At 42.4% G+C, this 16517-nt stretch carries 13 protein-coding genes and 2 tRNA genes; 9 read left to right on the top strand and 6 right to left on the bottom strand.

Translation table 11 applies throughout. The features are described from left to right. The first annotated feature begins 31 nt into the window (after nt 1-31). The 6 genes from ACT3QP_RS01900 (at nt 32) to ACT3QP_RS01875 (ending at nt 6415) form a co-directional block, all read left to right on the top strand. Entirely contained in the window at nt 32-748 is a 717-nt protein-coding gene (locus ACT3QP_RS01900) for an LPS-assembly lipoprotein LptE (protein WP_444524261.1), read from the top strand. An 81-nt stretch (nt 749-829) separates the two neighbouring features. Continuing rightward, nucleotides 830-1906 (top strand): DNA polymerase III subunit delta, encoded by a 1077-nt coding sequence (gene holA / locus ACT3QP_RS01895; RefSeq protein WP_444524260.1) that lies wholly within the window; start codon nt 830-832, stop codon nt 1904-1906. A 344-nt stretch (nt 1907-2250) separates the two neighbouring features. Next, nucleotides 2251-3588 carry an efflux RND transporter periplasmic adaptor subunit gene (locus ACT3QP_RS01890; protein ID WP_444524259.1) on the top strand — a complete coding sequence of 446 codons (1338 nt, stop codon included), beginning with the start codon at nt 2251-2253 and terminating at the stop codon, nt 3586-3588. 204 nt (nt 3589-3792) lie between these two features. Continuing rightward, nucleotides 3793-5742: a MacB family efflux pump subunit gene (locus ACT3QP_RS01885; protein WP_444524301.1), complete on the top strand. Its 1950-nt coding sequence runs from the start codon at nt 3793-3795 to the stop codon at nt 5740-5742. 357 nt (nt 5743-6099) lie between these two features. Beyond that, nucleotides 6100-6175 (top strand) — tRNA-Lys (locus tag ACT3QP_RS01880). Between the two features lie 164 nt (nt 6176-6339). Next, nucleotides 6340-6415: transfer RNA gene (locus ACT3QP_RS01875), tRNA-Lys, on the top strand. A 59-nt stretch (nt 6416-6474) separates the two neighbouring features. On the opposite strand, the gene ACT3QP_RS01870 is transcribed toward ACT3QP_RS01875, so the two are convergent. Further along, entirely contained in the window at nt 6475-7263 is a 789-nt protein-coding gene (locus tag ACT3QP_RS01870) for an MBL fold metallo-hydrolase (RefSeq protein WP_444524258.1), read from the bottom strand. 304 nt (nt 7264-7567) lie between these two features. Between ACT3QP_RS01870 and ACT3QP_RS01865 the strand changes: the two genes are divergently transcribed. Both ACT3QP_RS01865 and ACT3QP_RS01860 read left to right on the top strand, forming a co-directional pair. Next, complete coding sequence (locus tag ACT3QP_RS01865; RefSeq protein ID WP_444524257.1) at nt 7568-9841, top strand: hypothetical protein; 2274 nt, start codon at nt 7568-7570, stop codon at nt 9839-9841. 18 nt (nt 9842-9859) lie between these two features. Next, entirely contained in the window at nt 9860-10738 is an 879-nt protein-coding gene (locus ACT3QP_RS01860) for a DUF3142 domain-containing protein (RefSeq protein ID WP_444524256.1), read from the top strand. A 171-nt stretch (nt 10739-10909) separates the two neighbouring features. On the opposite strand, the gene ACT3QP_RS01855 is transcribed toward ACT3QP_RS01860, so the two are convergent. After that, complete coding sequence (locus ACT3QP_RS01855; protein ID WP_444524255.1) at nt 10910-12997, bottom strand: catalase; 2088 nt, start codon at nt 12995-12997, stop codon at nt 10910-10912. Nucleotides 12998-13305: 308 nt separating this feature from the next. On the opposite strand from ACT3QP_RS01855, the gene ACT3QP_RS01850 reads away from it, so the two are divergent. Continuing rightward, the gene (locus tag ACT3QP_RS01850; protein ID WP_444524254.1) at nt 13306-14097 is read left to right on the top strand and encodes a dienelactone hydrolase family protein; all 792 of its coding nucleotides are present in this window, start codon (nt 13306-13308) and stop codon (nt 14095-14097) included. A 117-nt stretch (nt 14098-14214) separates the two neighbouring features. On the opposite strand, the gene ACT3QP_RS01845 is transcribed toward ACT3QP_RS01850, so the two are convergent. From ACT3QP_RS01845 to ACT3QP_RS01830, 4 genes are all read right to left on the bottom strand, one after another. Continuing rightward, nucleotides 14215-14859 (bottom strand): DUF938 domain-containing protein, encoded by a 645-nt coding sequence (locus tag ACT3QP_RS01845; protein ID WP_444524253.1) that lies wholly within the window; start codon nt 14857-14859, stop codon nt 14215-14217. A gap of 78 nt (nt 14860-14937) precedes the next feature. Continuing rightward, nucleotides 14938-15402, bottom strand: coding sequence for a flavodoxin family protein (locus ACT3QP_RS01840; RefSeq protein WP_444524252.1), 465 nt, complete (start codon nt 15400-15402; stop codon nt 14938-14940). Between the two features lies 1 nt (nt 15403). Further along, the gene (locus ACT3QP_RS01835) at nt 15404-15817 is read right to left on the bottom strand and encodes an OsmC family protein (RefSeq protein WP_444524251.1); all 414 of its coding nucleotides are present in this window, start codon (nt 15815-15817) and stop codon (nt 15404-15406) included. A gap of 187 nt (nt 15818-16004) precedes the next feature. Next, nucleotides 16005-16517, bottom strand: a 513-nt coding sequence (locus tag ACT3QP_RS01830; RefSeq protein WP_444524250.1) for a hypothetical protein, incomplete at its 5' end; no start/stop codon positions are given.

The following is a 16517-nucleotide window of genomic DNA, read 5'->3' as shown; positions in this document are numbered from 1 at the left end:
TAAGCCTTTTTATAATTTGAGGATAGCGATTATGTCGTATAAACATCGAACTGGTCAGTTACATCCAAGTAAACAGCGCGAACAACGCTATACTACTGTAAGCGTTAGTAGACAGAAGCTAGCAACAGCATTGCTTGCTGCCCTACCGATGTTTACAGTACTAGGCGCAACCGCTGCTTTGAGCGGTTGTGGCTTCCAACTACGTGGCTATGATGCCCCAATGCTCTTGAACGTTGCAAAAACAGCAGTCATCATCGAAGACGATCGCACTTCCTTCCCACTCAAGCTACCGCTAACACAACGCCTAGAAGCTTTAGGCGTCGACGTTATTAGCAACATGACAGCAAAAGATGTCGCTAATAATAATCAGACCAGCGCTGAACCTATTGCTGCAATTAATATTAGCAACCTCAGTTTTAAGCAATACGAGTTGGTCGGTGTTTTGACAGAGATTCGCTTAGTCATATCAGCAGATGTCAGCTACCAAACCATGGAAAACGGCAATCTAGTAACACTAAGCAACCCTATTCAAGTCGAGCGCAGCTATCAATATAATGAAGCATCGGTTAGCACTGATGATCAGCAAGGTGATCAGATTCGAGAATGGCTCTATGAGAGTTTAGCTCGCCGTATCACGGATCAATATGTCGCTATCTCTCTACCTAAAGTGCCATCGGCAGGTGCCACCATACCTGTACAACCTGGTAATGGCTCATCATCAACCGCCGTCGTGACACCAAACCCTTAACATAAACATATTGCCCGCTGAACGTTTGATACTTATTACCTCCATACTTATTACTACCATCAACCTGTGTACTACCAGTCTATGCAAGATACTTTCATAAAAGCCTATCCAAAGCTACTGCAACCGTCCGTTGCAGTAACTGGCTTGTGGCTAGCACATGGTGACGAACCATTACTCAGTCAATGGCTCATCGATGCCTTGCGTCCTCATTGGCACGCACAAAATTATGCGATTAAGCGCATAGAACTGATATCAGTCAAAAGCTGGCAGGAAGTACTATCAGAGCTAGGCAGCCAATCGCTGTTTGATGATGCCAGTGCCTTGATCGTGACTGGCAATCAAAAGCCCGATAAAACTGTCATCGCCGAGTTAGAACGCTTCGCCGTTGATGCACAAACAGGGGCGCACAGCCATAGCCTCCTATGGCTAACCCCCAAACAAGACAAACGTGCCCAAAGCAGTAAATGGTTTGCGCCATTTGCGCAGTATGGTCACATCATTGACTGCAATCTATACAATGAGCAGCAACGTCAACAACTATTACAGATACAGGCCCAGCAGTTTGGATTAAGACTGTCTCAAGAAGCTTGGCAACTACTGATGTCGCATACTGAACATCATTTGCTAAGCGCTTATCAGACCTTATGGCGGCTGTCTTATCTGTTTGCACCACAGTTGGTTGTCAATAATGATGCTAACAAAGTAGATCATACGTCTGAAAAGTCTACCGCAAACGTCGCTTTGGATGTGCAGGATTTACAGGCCGCATTGGTGAGCGATGCTCAATTTAGCGTGTTCGACTTATCAGATGCAATGCTTGCCGGCAATAGCACACAAGTGGTAAAAATCATCTTTCAGCTCAAAGCCACTGATGAACCAACAACCTTGGTCTTATGGGCAATTAGCAAAGATATGCGCCAAATTATACAGTTGATGGATGGGCAAGATCCACAAGCGCTTGGCATTTGGCGTAGCAAACAAGGACTATATCAACAAGCTTGTCGTCGCCAATCAAAAGCGCATACTACCGCATGGCCTGCACTCCTATACCGCTGTGACCAAGCAATAAAAGGGCTTATTCGTCAGCCAGCGTGGGAGCTACTGCTGCAAGCAGCACTTGAGTTATCAGGTCAAAGGTTATTTGAAAGTCCAAAGTAATTTTGAATGGCGCATTCATTTTCTTCTCAGTCATATTAAAGATAGCCTCAGTTAAATAAAAAACCATTAGTCAAAGCCATGGTCATAGCACCATCACTTATCACTTATCACTTATCACTTACCACTTACCACTTATCACTTATCACTTATCACTTATCACTTACCACTTATCACTTACCACTTACCACTTACCACTTACCACTTACCACTTATCACCTACTCCTTCTCTATTCCCACTATGCTCAAAAAAAACCTTAACCTTTCTTAAACTAATTGCCATTTCCTTTTTTGTATCAAACATTTACTATACCTACAATTGATACTTTTGTGGTTGGATAATCGTCATGCGTAAAATGAGTAAAAAATCTGCTATTAAATGGGGTGTTATCGCTTTGATTGTGGTAGCAGTAGCAGCCTTAGCCTATCACTTTTTGAAACCTAAAGAAGAAGGTCCAACCTACTTAACCGCCACGGCTGAAATTGGCGACATAGAAAACAATGTCATGGCATCAGGTAAAGTAAAAGCACTCAACACCGTTGATGTTGGTGCTCAGGTTTCTGGTGAAGTGACTCGTCTCTATGTAGAAGTAGGCGATGAGGTAGAAAAAGGTGATTTGATTGCCCAGATTGATCAAGTGACGCAAAAGAACAACTTAAGCAATCAACAAGCCAGCCTTCAGCAAAGTGAAGCCGCACTCCAAAGTGCTCGTGCAGAAACACTAAGCAAGCAAGCCAATCTAAAAAGTGCCTATGCTGATCTTGCTAGCCGTCAGTCTGAACTAAAACAAGCAAAATCAGACTTTGCTCGATTAGAGTCTTTGGTCTCTATCGATGCAATTTCTCAGCAGGAGTATGACACACAAGAAACCACTGTCGAAACAGCACAAGCTGCGGTTGCCAATGCGAGTGCTGCCATTGATACAGCAAAAGCAGCCATCGCTACTACAAACGCTAATATTAATAGTCAACAGGCGGCCATACGCATATCTGAGACGAATGTAGGCACAGCAGAGGAAGATCTCAGCTATACCACTATTCGTGCGCCCATATCCGGTACGGTGGTCTCTATCACGACTGAGCAAGGTACGACCGTCAACGCCAGTCAAACTGCGCCAACATTGGTCACACTCGCTGACTTATCTACGGTTCGTATCAACGCACAAATCTCCGAAGCTGACGTTATCAACGTCAATGCTGGCATGCCTGCTTACTTCAATATCATTGGTAACCCAGACCAAAAATACAATGCAACATTGACAGCCATTGAACCGGCACCTGAAGAGATTAGTGAGACTAGCTCAACAGATTCTGCTATCTACTATGTAGGCTATGTAGAGGTGCCAAACCCTGATCGATTATTTAGAATTGATATGACCGCCCAGATTTATATCATCATCGATCAAGCCAAAGACGCGTTGCTTGTGCCATCAGCAGCCATACAAGAAAGACCCGCGAAAAATCAAACTGAAGGTCAAGCAAAAACCAGCAAGATTGTACGCGTACTAAATGATGACGGCACAGTAGAGCCTCGCACAGTAGAAGTGGGCATTGATAACCGAGTAAATGCGCAAATTTTAAGCGGATTGGAAGAAGGTGAGCAAGTCATTATTGGTGAAGCTAGTGCCAATGCTTCAGAGAACCGTAGTAGTAGTACTCGTATACCTGGTACTCCAAGGATGTAATTAACTCTTTGACTATGTTAACGATGGAGGGGCTGAAAAACCTTGGCCCTTTCATCACGACACTCACTATCTTTGATTAAAGACATTGCTATGACTATATCTCAATCTACTAAACAGCCGACTGACAGCACTAGCGCTTCGATAGAAACCAACTCACCGAATAATATCAATACTGCAGCTACCGCTACCGCTGACAAGCCAATTATGGAGCTGTCGGGTATTATTCGAGAGTTTGCTGCCGGCGAGCAAACCATTCGCGTATTGCACGAGGTTAATTTAACGATTAATCAAGGTGAGATGGTCGCGATTATCGGGCAATCTGGCTCCGGTAAGTCTACTCTAATGAATATCTTGGGTTGCTTAGATCAGGCGACAGCAGGTGACTATAAGATTTATGGTCAATCAGCAAACAAGCTAGAGGCAGATGAACTGGCTGAGTTACGCCGAGAGCATTTTGGCTTTATCTTTCAGCGCTACCACCTGCTTGGTGACATTAGCGCTAAAGATAACGTTGCCGTCCCTGCCGTATATGCTGGTATGAACACTGAGGCACGAATCAATCGCGCAGAAAAGCTCTTGACCGATCTAGGTCTTGGTGAAAAGGTAAATAATCGTCCCAGCCAGCTCTCAGGCGGCCAACAGCAGCGTGTTTCTGTTGCTCGCGCTCTGATGAATGGTGGCGATGTCATCTTAGCGGATGAACCAACAGGTGCCCTAGATAGTAAATCTGGCGAAGATGTCATGGAGATTCTGCATGACCTAAATGCTCAAGGTCATACCATCATCATGGTTACCCATGATCCCAAGCTTGCTGCCCAAGCCGAGCGCGTGATTGAACTAAAAGACGGCTATGTCATTGCAGATTACAAAACGGAGCACTACAAACCAACCGAAAAACAGCCAGAACCTATTCTTAGTCAACACCGAAAAAGTGCGTTTGCTAGCTTTATCGATCGCTTTTTTGAAGCATTAAAGATGTCATTACTTGCCATGCGTGCACACAAGATGCGCACCTTGCTGACCATGTTAGGCATTATCATCGGTATCGCTGCGGTTGTGTCCATCGTCGGTCTTGGTCAAGGCTCTCAGCAGCAAATTCTCGCAAATATTAGCTCGCTAGGAACCAATACTATAACAGTGAATGACGGCTACCCTAGAGGCGACCCGCGACGTGAATATAATGACGACAACCTCACACCAGAAGATGCAGAAGCGGTCAGCAGTCAACCCTATGTTATCAATGTGAGCCCTCAAGTCAATACCACCTCTAGTGTACGCTATAACAGCGTTCAGGAAGACTCAACCATCAATGGTGTTGGTGAGTATTACCTAGAGGTCACTGGTGAGACGCTGGCATCAGGTCAAGATTTCGATTCGGAAAGTATCGAACTTCGCAGTCAAGATATTATTATCGATGACAATGCCAAGAGTACTTTTTTTGCAGATATAGATAACCCTATCGGCGAAGTCCTACTCATCGGTAGTGTGCCTGGACGAGTGGTTGGCGTCCTTGAGGCAAGTGACAGTGGCTTTGGACCAGATGTATCTACACCCACCATATATATGCCTTATACCACTGTGATGTCACGTGTAACTGGTAGTGCAAATATTGATAGTTTTATAGCATTGCTAGATGATAGTGTCTCATCTAGTGTAGCTGAGTCAGCTATTTCCGACATAATAGAAGGTCGCCATGGTAAAGATGATTTTGATATTATTAACTCAGATTCTATTCGTCAGACCATTGAAGCAACTACAGGTACTATGACACTGCTTATCTCATCGGTTGCTGTTATCTCATTAATCGTTGGTGGTATTGGTGTGATGAATATTATGCTAGTATCGGTCACGGAACGCACTAATGAAATTGGTGTACGTATGGCTGTTGGGGCTCGTCAAAACGATATCATGCAGCAGTTTTTGATAGAAGCCGTACTCGTCTGTATTTTGGGCGGCTTATTAGGTATTGGAGTAGCGTTCGCTATCGGTGAAATCATTAATAATTTTGGTGGTGATAGCTATAAAGTGATTTACTCATCAACCTCTATTATTGCTGCATTTATATGTTCAACACTGATTGGTGTCGTATTTGGCTTCTTACCAGCACGCAATGCAGCCAAACTTGACCCTGTGGACGCACTTTCTAGAGATTAATAATGAATGACAAGGGTGCTGAATCAGCATATTCAGTGCTCAGAATAGCCCTAATGATAAAATTCTAAAAAAATAGTGATTTTTTTCTCATATTTATAGTTTTTTCCTTATCAGGGGTTGTAATTGTCATAATTATATATATAATGTGCTCTCACGTTTAGGGATACAAACTCTTTAAACGATAAAACAAGCTTAATGTGTTTATTAATATTAAGTTTGATTAACAAAGTTTTTGTTTGAAGAACTTTGACTTGCAGTTAAATGCAAACCTAGTGTTGATATCGAGTTTTTAGAATTTACGAAAATGTAAATCCTCTTGCACTCGGATGAAGTAGTACTTCATTTTATCCTCGCTCAGGGCCGATAGCTCAGTTGGTAGAGCAGTTGACTTTTAATCAATTGGTCCCGCGTTCGAGTCGCGGTCGGCCCACCATATTTAGTATTACGCTTGTTATGTACCTTACCCTATTAGGTAGCGACGTAATAAGTTACAAAGCGTTAAAAAACATCTTAAAGATGTTAAGTTTTACATAATTTCCCTTTAAGGAAATTATTCTTGCGAGACTAAAATTGTATACAATTTTTTCACGTCTCTCAGGGCCGATAGCTCAGTTGGTAGAGCAGTTGACTTTTAATCAATTGGTCCCGCGTTCGAGTCGCGGTCGGCCCACCATATTTAGAAAGCCCAGTTACTATATCGCATAGTAACTGGGCTTTTTTTCGTTTAAATTTTTATTTCTTATGTTTTTTCTTAAAGACAGTAAAGTCGCTATTTTTCCGCCACAGCAGCTTATGCTTGATCGTGTCTTTAATCGTACGTGGATGCTTAGGTGCTTGCGTAATCAACATATCAAAAGTTGCCTCATCTATCGCCAGCTCACACCCATGAGCCATCATGACCATCGAAGGTCTTAACGCTTTGATTTTTTGGAGTGATTGAATATAGACTTTAGGATCATAAATAGGAAAAGGCGCGACAAACTTGTGACGCAGCTTAATAATTAAATCAGCGATATATACCTGTCGACTGGGCATATGAAACAAAGACAAATCACGGTCTGTATGACCTGGGGTCCCTAACACCTGCCATTCATCAAACCCAGGCACGCAGTCACCTTCACTAACGGTGATATCCGCCTTGAGATGCGCTGGATAATATAGGTTTTTGGGCTTTCGACCTTGGCGTTTTGCCACATAATGCGCAAGATTCATATCGACAAGGTGCATGGTACGCCCAGCGATACCGCTATACCACTGCGTCTCTTTGTCTGCTGAGACAATCAGGCAACCCGTCTGCTCTCGAAATTTATGCGCCCCACCAGCATGGTCTGGATGCATATGCGTCACTACAACGACTCTTAGATCCGTTATTGGTCGTTGCAGGGTCATCTTGATGTAATCTAATACCATCGGCACATCAGGGCGACATGCACCATCTAGCAGCATAATCTTATCTGGATATACTGCCAGATACGTACTTTGAATATATCCTTCTAAACGTACAATTTCACATAAACTCATTGGCATTCCCTGCTAAATAATTGCTCACTGTTATAGTATCCCTACTACAGGAGACGCTTTTAACGCGCCTTAATAGAATTTAGTATAACCTTCGCTATTCAACTTGTAACAACTTTGAGTGAACGCTTGTGACTATAGAATACTCATAGACAATCAAACGCGAACGCTCTTATCTATCATAACCCCACCTGTCAAAAGCACAAACCCAGCGCTGAGGCTAGGTTTGTGCTAAAACAAGGAACAGTTAAAATAAAATTCTGCTATGATTGTGGCAATCAACAAAAGTATAATAAACGAGCCATTCATGAATCACCTTGCAGAAACTATCAAACGGCCTACGCGACCCTTCCTAAACCTTATAACTAAACGCTGCGCTTTAACCATATTGACCACAGGACTAATGGGGGTCTCTATCTCTGCAAAAGCTGGTGGCGGCGACTACTGCGGCTCTAATTTTTCATTGGACAATCGCACTTATAACGAATGTCAGATTAACTTTCCAATCCTAGACACAGGCAATGACACCCAAACCAACCTATATTTACTACTCGCTGATAAAGGCTTGATTCACTTTGACGAGCCTAATACGCATGATTCAGACTCCTATCGTGCTTATGACTTTCCGTTAACCTTAAGTACTTTAAGACAAATGGCAGTGAATGAAGTCAAAAACCCCGATCAGAATTTTTTAAAGCAATCTGAAAAAAGTCATTATGCCGAATATTGTAATAGTTTTCATACGGGTGAAGAGGCGCTAAAAGACGCTCTAAAAATTGATACTCAATTGACGTCTAAAGAACGCTTACAACTGATGCAGTTTCGCCAAGCTATCCGCAGCGAATGTACAGATTCGTTTGGTCATGACACCTCATCAGCAAAGAACACATCTACTTTTCCATTGAAATGGTCTGTCAATGCTCAGCCATACGCAGACTATATTATGGCAACTCAACTGTTTTATTTGGGTGAGAAATCAGACTTTGACAGTGCCCATAATCTCTATAGTGCTTTGATTGATCTTAAAACAGGTGACAATGCAGGGCTTGCTTGGCTCGTCGATACTGCCAACTATATGCTGATTCGTACTGGTATTAATCGTGTTTATCAACATGGTATGGGAGACTATCGCTATAAGAGCGAGACCGTTGATCCAAGACTGTTTGCTAGCACTCAAAAGGCGATCAATACTTATCTTAGCCACTTCAAAAACGGCCATTATACTGCCTCAGCTCGCGGCTTACAGCGTCGACTATATTGGCTCGCAGGTCAACAAGATAAGCTAATTGATGAGATAGAATGGCAAATCGATCATACAAACTCACTACTCTTTAATCTTGATAGCCGCTTATTGCCAGAAGAGATCGAACAAAGAGTCTTCTTTGCAAGCTTTGATGAACTAATCGATATCAACAAGCTTAATGGCCCCATTTTACTCACCAGTTTTGCACTATACCGCTTAAGACCTGCCGACTCTCTCAACGCTCCTAAACCTCTAACACTCACAGAGCTTGAACGTCTAAAACCTAAATTTAAAAATCGAATGGATTTGTATCAGTACCTCATAGCGACCTATTATTTCGTGCAAGAGAAAAATCCAAAACTGGCCATAAAATACTTACCAACCACGCTACCGACAGGCGAGATGTCATATTCAAGGTTTAGCCAATACGTCCTAAAAGCAAAAGCCTTACAACAGATAAGCCGTGTCGATGAAGCAAACGCAATATGGGATCGTCTACATCAACTGCCCACACAACCGTTCCAAGACACAGTAACCGAGCTTGCGTTAGCGCTGCAAGCAGATCAAACCAATGATTACAGCAAACTTTTTGGCAATAACGCTACAGTACAATCTCAAAATTTAAAAATGCGAGTGATAAAATATTCTGCCGATCCTACTTTATTAAAAAACATTGCTAACAACCATTCTAGTACCGATACGATTGGTGCAGAAGCTCGCTACGCTCTACTAGCAAAATCTCTGATACATGGACAATATAGCGATTATTTGACATATCAGCAGTCTTATTTGCCAAAAAATGCTCAAAAATACCTAGGTTTCGATAGCGAAGACGAAGCATTGAAATACCTGCCTGCATTCAGTGAATTTAATTGGCAGGGTAAAAAAGTTAGTCCTAGCATCAATTGCCAAGATTTAACGAAAACAGTGACTCGTTTAAGCCAAAACCCAAAAGACAGATTACAAACTCTATGTATGGCCGAGTTTATGGATGATACAACCATCAATTACTATCTCGAAGATTATGATCAGTCTTATCATTCTTCTGATCAAAGCGATTCAGGCTATCGCTATCCTTACTTGGGTGATATACCCAGTCGTTTTGAAGGTCAAGCGCTAAACCGATTGGACATATATCAATCTATATTTAACAGCAATCGAGATGACGAATTATCTGCTTATGCGCTACATCGTGCGATTGGCTGTTTTGCCAGCTCTGGTAGTAACCACTGTAGCGATGAAAATGTGGACATGTCAGTTCGTAAAGCCTGGTTTAAACGCTTAAAATCAGACTTTAAAAATACAAGCTGGGCGAAAAACCAAAAATATTATTGGTAAATTAAAAGGCTTTTTGAATTGATAAAAAATCAGCAACACTATCGAGGGCTAGTATTAGGTGTTATTGGCTTAACCATACTGGTCTTTGAGTCTTTTATTTATAACTCAGTTTATAGTCTTGATTCAATTCATCAATCTGAAACTAAGCCGCAAACCCAACCAGTAGATAGCCCCCTCAATGGTGGATACACTACCAATGCTGCTACTAGCGATGCCATTGTTAATGCGAAAGATTATGAGCAGTTTTGGATATGGACACCGCCTAAGGATGACACAAAGCTTAGCCAAGCTCATACATTGTATATCTTACAAGGTGAAATTCGTCCAAACAATATCCCATACTATCATTCAAGCGCTAGTGACAATAGAGCACCTGCTACACTTGCAACGCTGACACCGCAAGGTTTAGGTGTTCGTTCTTTAAGTGATAAAAAGATTTGGCTCGTCTATCGTGCAACCAGTCAAGAGTGGTCGGACGAAGTGATGGCACAGCTGATTGAACGCTTAGAGAAATGGCAGCGTGCCGGCAATCAAGTGATGGGCATCCAAATCGACTACGACGCTCCAACCTATCAGCTAGATAAATATGCACAGCTGCTTGAGAGTATTCGTCAGCAGCTACCCGCGCAGTATCACTTGAGTGTGACTGGATTGCTCGATTGGTCAAACCAAGCTGAAAAGCCTCAGTTTATGCAATTAAACGATGCCGTCGATGAATTAATTGTACAAACCTATCAAGGTACGACTACTTTGACCAATTACTCTCGATATTTAAAAAGGTTGGAGAACCTACCTTTTGATTTTAAGATTGGTGTTATCGAAGGCGGTCAATGGCAAGGCGCAGATTTTTTGGAAAACAACCCACACTTTAAGGGTTATGTGGTGTTTTTACGATAAAGGATGAAGTAATTGAGATATAGCATCTTCTTATAAAATGACACGCTTCTAAAAAAATGTGATTAGCACTCACATTTTCTTACCCTCACTAAAAAACCCAGCGCTTAGGCTGGGTTTTTGATAAAACTTAATATATAAAACTTAACGTATTTAGAAACCGTATGACATAAATTACGCCAAATCACGAACCTTTGGCTCACGCTCCCACAGACGAGATTTCGCATTTTCAATAAAGCTATCTAATTCAGCCAGTGGCGTGACAAAACTGTCTTTTTCAATCGGTAACTTACTCAAGATAAACTCATCCGTTGCGCCGCAATACGCAATCGCTTTGCAATGGTTGTACGCATCATTGAACCAATCTAATGCTGAGCTGTCTTTAGCGAGCTTTTTCGCTTGCTCTGGCATGATGATACTCACGACAGCATCAAACATCACTGATGGCCCGCCAGCTAGACGCTCATCCGCTTGTATGCGTGTACCATCGTCCAATACCACTTCTTTGTTAGGGGCGACGATTTTTACGCTAGCACCCTGCTCCATCGCTGCTGCTTCAAACTTCTTGATTTCGCTACTGTTAGAGCCTTCTGCGACCAAGATACCAATCAACCGGCCTTTTAAACTGTCAGGTGTCAGACCGATGGTTTGTACCGCTTTAGAGGTTGCCATATCTATTACAGGTGCAGCGGCATTCGCAGGTTCTGGCAATTCCATACCGAGCGCGGTTGCCACACGGTTGGCCAAGTCTTCATCGATATGAATCAGATGACTTAGCATACGGGCACGTACATGTGCGGTATCCACTTTACCCAGCTCAAAGGCATACGCGGTTGCAATGTGCGCTTGCTCAGTTGGCGTCTGACTACGATAGAACATACGTGGTTGACTATAGTGATCGGCGAAGCGCTCTGCACGTACGCGACCTTTTACCCCATCATCCAACTGCTCATGGAATGATTCAAAGCCCTCTTTAACGCTTTCACGTGGTCTCGTTGTGTCCAAACTCTGTGGCTCATAAAGCGTACGAGTTTTAGGTACTTGCATTTGCATATGACCATCTTGCTGATTATTGGCAAACGGACATTTTGGCGCATTGATTGGAATCTGAGCAAAGTTAGGCGAGCCTAAACGAGACAGCTGCGTGTCTAGATAACTGAACAGGCGACCTTGCAACAATGGATCGTTACTGAAGTCGATACCTGGTGGCAGATGCGATGGGCAGAATGCGACTTGCTCCGTTTCCGCAAAGAAATTATCCGGATAACGATTGAGTACCATTTTACCGACAACTTTCACAGGTACTAACTCTTCTGGAATCAGTTTGGTTGCATCTAAATGGTCAAAAGGAAACTCATTTGCTTGTTCTTCCGTAAATAACTGGACGCCAAACTCCCATTCAGGATAGTCGCCATTGTTGATTGATTCGAATAAATCACGACGATGATAATCGGGATCTGCGCCTGAGATTTTCACGGCTTCATCCCATGTGGTTGACTGCACACCCAATACCGGCTTCCAATGGAAACGTACAAAGGTGCTCTTGCCTTCTTTATTAATGAGACGATAGCTATGAATGCCAAAGCCTTCCATCATTCGCAGACTGCGCGGCAAACCGCGATCACTCATCAGCCAAATCAAGTTATGCATGGTTTCAGGACTTAGTGACACAAAATCCCAAAAAGTATCATGCGCAGATGCCGCCTGCGGAAAGCCGCGATCAGGCTCTGGCTTTACCGCATGAATCAAGTCTGGAAATTTCATCGCATCTTGAATAAAGAAAATCGGCATGTTGTTACCAACGATATCCCAATTGCCTTCTTCGGTATAAATTTTGACAGCAAAACCACGGACATCACGAGGCGTGTCTTTTGAGCCTTTGTTACCAGCCACAGTTGAAAAGCGAGTAAACAGAGGTGTCTGCTTATCTGTCTCGGTCAAAATCTTCGCCGTAGTATATTCTTCTAGCGATTCTGTCAGCTCAAAATAACCGTGTGCGGCACTACCACGCGCATGGACAATACGCTCGGGAATACGCTCATGGTCAAAATGATGAATCTTTTCACGCAGTACAAAATCTTCTAGCAATGTGGGGCCACGACTACCAGATTTTAGAGAGTTTTGATTATCAGAGATGGCAACGCCTTGTTGCGTCGTCAAAACTTTGCTGTCATCACCGGCACGCTGATGGGTTTCGCCCCCATTGCCACGTTCCGTATTCATATCTTTAGCGGGGTCGGTATGATCAATATTATTATTCATTATGCTTCCTAGCTAGTTATTAAAAGTAGGCTCTATATAGAGCTGTCTCTTATACTAGCCAATAGATATGATTGACTCATTGCACTCCTTGTTGATATTTAGTTAAAGTTTGCAGTCATAACAAGTCAGCACTTTTAAGCGGTTTGGTAGTTGCATCAATGTTAATAATAGCGCCTTGTAATGTAGTTATTCTTTAAGGTATGCTTTTTATGAAGTACCAGAGATTATTGATAAATAAATTGGCATGGTTTTAGCCTTATATTTATCTTTTCATACGACTATTTTATATAAATATAAGGCGCTCCATTATGTTATCAACTCTAAGCTCCCCTACTAAAAAACCTTATCACTCCTTGCTAGCAGGCGCATCAATAGGTCTAATGGCATTAACTTTCAGCCAAACAGCCGCCGCGATTACGACCAAAAACGTTACCTATACAGTGGACGATAAAGCCTACGAAGGCTATTATGCCAAAGCAGATAAGCCTAATGCGCCCTTTATCCTACTGATTCATGATTGGGATGGTCTAACCGACTACGAACGCAAACGCGCTGATATGTTAGCGACTGAAGGCTATAACGTCTTAGCAGCAGACATGTTTGGGCAAGGCGTACGCCCGACATCTATTGAAGAAAACAAACGCCTAACGGGTGAGCTATATGATGATCGCAGCAAAATGCGCCGTTTACTACAAGGCGCGTTAAATGCAGGACGACTACAAGGCAATGACGTGCGTAAAGGCGTAACCATGGGTTATTGTTTTGGTGGTACGGTTGCGCTAGAACTGGCACGTTCAGGATTTGAGCAAAAAGCGTTTGTACCGTTCCATGGGGCTTTTGAGGTGCCAACGGGCCAAAGTTATGATACGGTCACAGGCGAGATACTGGTATTCCATGGCTCAGCCGATGAAGTGGTGTCTCTTGAAAGCTTTGCGACGCTAGGTAAAACGTTAGAAGCGGCTAAGATACCGCACGAGATGGTCACGTATAGCGGCGCGCCACATGCCTTTAGTGTGTTTGGCGGCAATAACTATGATGCTCGTGCGGATGAACGCTCTTGGAAACGTTATTTGGACTTTTTAGCAGAAGAGTATAAATAACCTCATTGTATAAATCGAATAATTAGAAATATAAGTAAGCCCAAATAAAAAGACACCTCAATCAAGATCTGAAAACGATCCATTGAGGTGTCTTTTTTAGTCTAAGGATTTGATGCGTTAACTTTTTTGAAATACCAGTAATTGATTATTGGCAGGCATCGCATAAGTATTGACAAGTTTCAGGTGATGTTCACTGGCTAAACTGACAACCTCTTCTTTATGACGAATCCCGCTGTCAGGATTTCCTGCCCTCAACATCGCATCAAATCGCTGATTGCCCTCACTGGTATAATCACCATGCTCATTAAAAGGGCCGTATACAATCAGCTTATTATCCGTTTGCAAGGTATCGCCTGCCAATGTAAATAACCTTTCGACCAAGGCCCAACTGATGATATGCAGAGTATTAGCCGTAAATATCGCATCATAAGGTGTATTTAATTGTCCGTTAATAGGTCTTAAGTCAATGGTCAAATCAAAAGGCAGAGGTGGATATAGATTTGGCGCAGGATAAGCCTGATGCCAAGCAATTATGTGACGGTGATTACTAGTGACATCACTGGTTTGCCATTTTAAATGTGCTAAATGAGGCGCAAAGTGAACACTATGTTGACCAGTACCTGATCCAATCTCTAGCACATGATGAGAGCCTTGTAGCTCGCTTTGCAGCACTTTTAAAATAGGCTGTTTATTATTCTCACACGCTTGGGAGCATGGCAGTGCAGAGACATCTATTTTATTATTCAAATCACCATTGTGCATTACGGCTCTCTCCAAACTGTCTATGGTGCTTTTGGTAGTAGTTGCCTATATCAACAAGCATTGCCAAACAACTCACTATCAGTAAATACCTGCCTCGACCCCAGCTGCCAATGTCATTGCTAGCGCTTCTACTTGCTCAGCAAAGCTATCTTGCCAATCGCCTTGTAGTATCAGCGCTTCTTGCACCCATGACCAGCGCAATCCAGTCGTAATCGTCTTGATAGCAAGCTTAGTACCTGTCCCATCATGCCCAGCTCGAATATATACCGCAATTGGCAAACCTTGCTTCTCTTCTAGCACAGGATAGTAGCAACGATCAAAAAAGTCTTTGGTCAGCCCTGCCATATACGCTAGATTTTCAGTCGTGCCTAATAGTAACGCATCGGCAGCCAATACATCTTCTGGCTGCGTGTCCTGCGGTGATTTCAAAATGACAGTGATATCTATATCAGGATGATTGGCACCACTAAAAGCCGCCTGAGCCAGTTTTTTAGTATTGGGCGATGGCGCGTGAGCCACAATCAGTAAGGTCTTATTAGCCATGTTAGGCTTCTGTGCCATTATGAAATACTAAGTTTTGAGTAATAGCAGGATCTAAGCTGTTGCCTACTGGGCACGTCAATGCAGTTTTATAAAATCGTTTTAAGGTGCTCTCATCCAATGCGCGCGGAAAATTAACGATAATGTGTATTTCACTCACACGCCTTGGTTTGGCAGCCATGACTTTGGTGATCTCTGCGGTCGTACCTGAGATATCGATATCCATCGCTTCGGCTTTAATACCGATAATCGTTAAGATACAGCTACCCAAACTAGTCGCTAGCAAATCAGTCGGTGAGAACGCTTCGCCCTTGCCATGATTATCCGTCGGCGCATCCGTGATGATTTGATTGTTAGACTGTAAATGGATGGCTTGGGTGCGTAAATTGCCTTGGTAGGTTACTTTTGATGTTGTCATGGGTTTCTCTTTGGTAGTTGTTGTTAGATTGTAGTTTTCTGAAAGAATTAACATATTCTACTGATAGTAGATAAAGACTTTAAAATATTTATGGTGATACCTATTTAAGCAGAAAATTCTTTAGCTATAATCACAAAAAAATGGAACAAAAATGAATTTTTTACTTTATTCTTACTTCTTGTTAGGTTTATTCCAAATAAATTCTAATTGAAGTATCAGCACATGATATTTTTTTACCATATTTATGCATCAAAAAAGCGCTGAATTTACGCGATTTTCTATCTAGCTCTAAGCCGTTTAGCTTTTTATTTTCAAGAAAGTAAGGAAGCTCATAATTTGCAATAGCTTCTTCCGGAATGCTTAATAATATTGAAGAATCTATCTCTCGCATACAAATACGAGATAAGTTTATCAATGCAAATACTTCATCTATTTCAAACTCTGCATAATTCTTTTTGGCAAAATCAAAATCTTTCAACTCTGTAGTCTGTTTTGACCAATAATTATTTAAATGATTAGAGTCATTCTTTATTAATGAATTATACCCTTCACTCAGACTTTCTCGAACATGTGCTATGTGGTTTCGTCTTAATGAACCGCCCCGAGATTGTCGGAGACTCAACTTTCTGAGAGAATACGACAATGAAAACACGAAACTATACCCCTGAAATGAAAGAGCGCGCCGTCCGTATGCTAATTG

The organism is Psychrobacter sp. AOP7-B1-24, assembly GCF_052376215.1.
Lineage (GTDB): Bacteria > Pseudomonadota > Gammaproteobacteria > Pseudomonadales > Moraxellaceae > Psychrobacter.
Note: the sequence above shows the minus strand (reverse complement) of the source record. Positions and strands in the feature narration are given on the sequence as shown.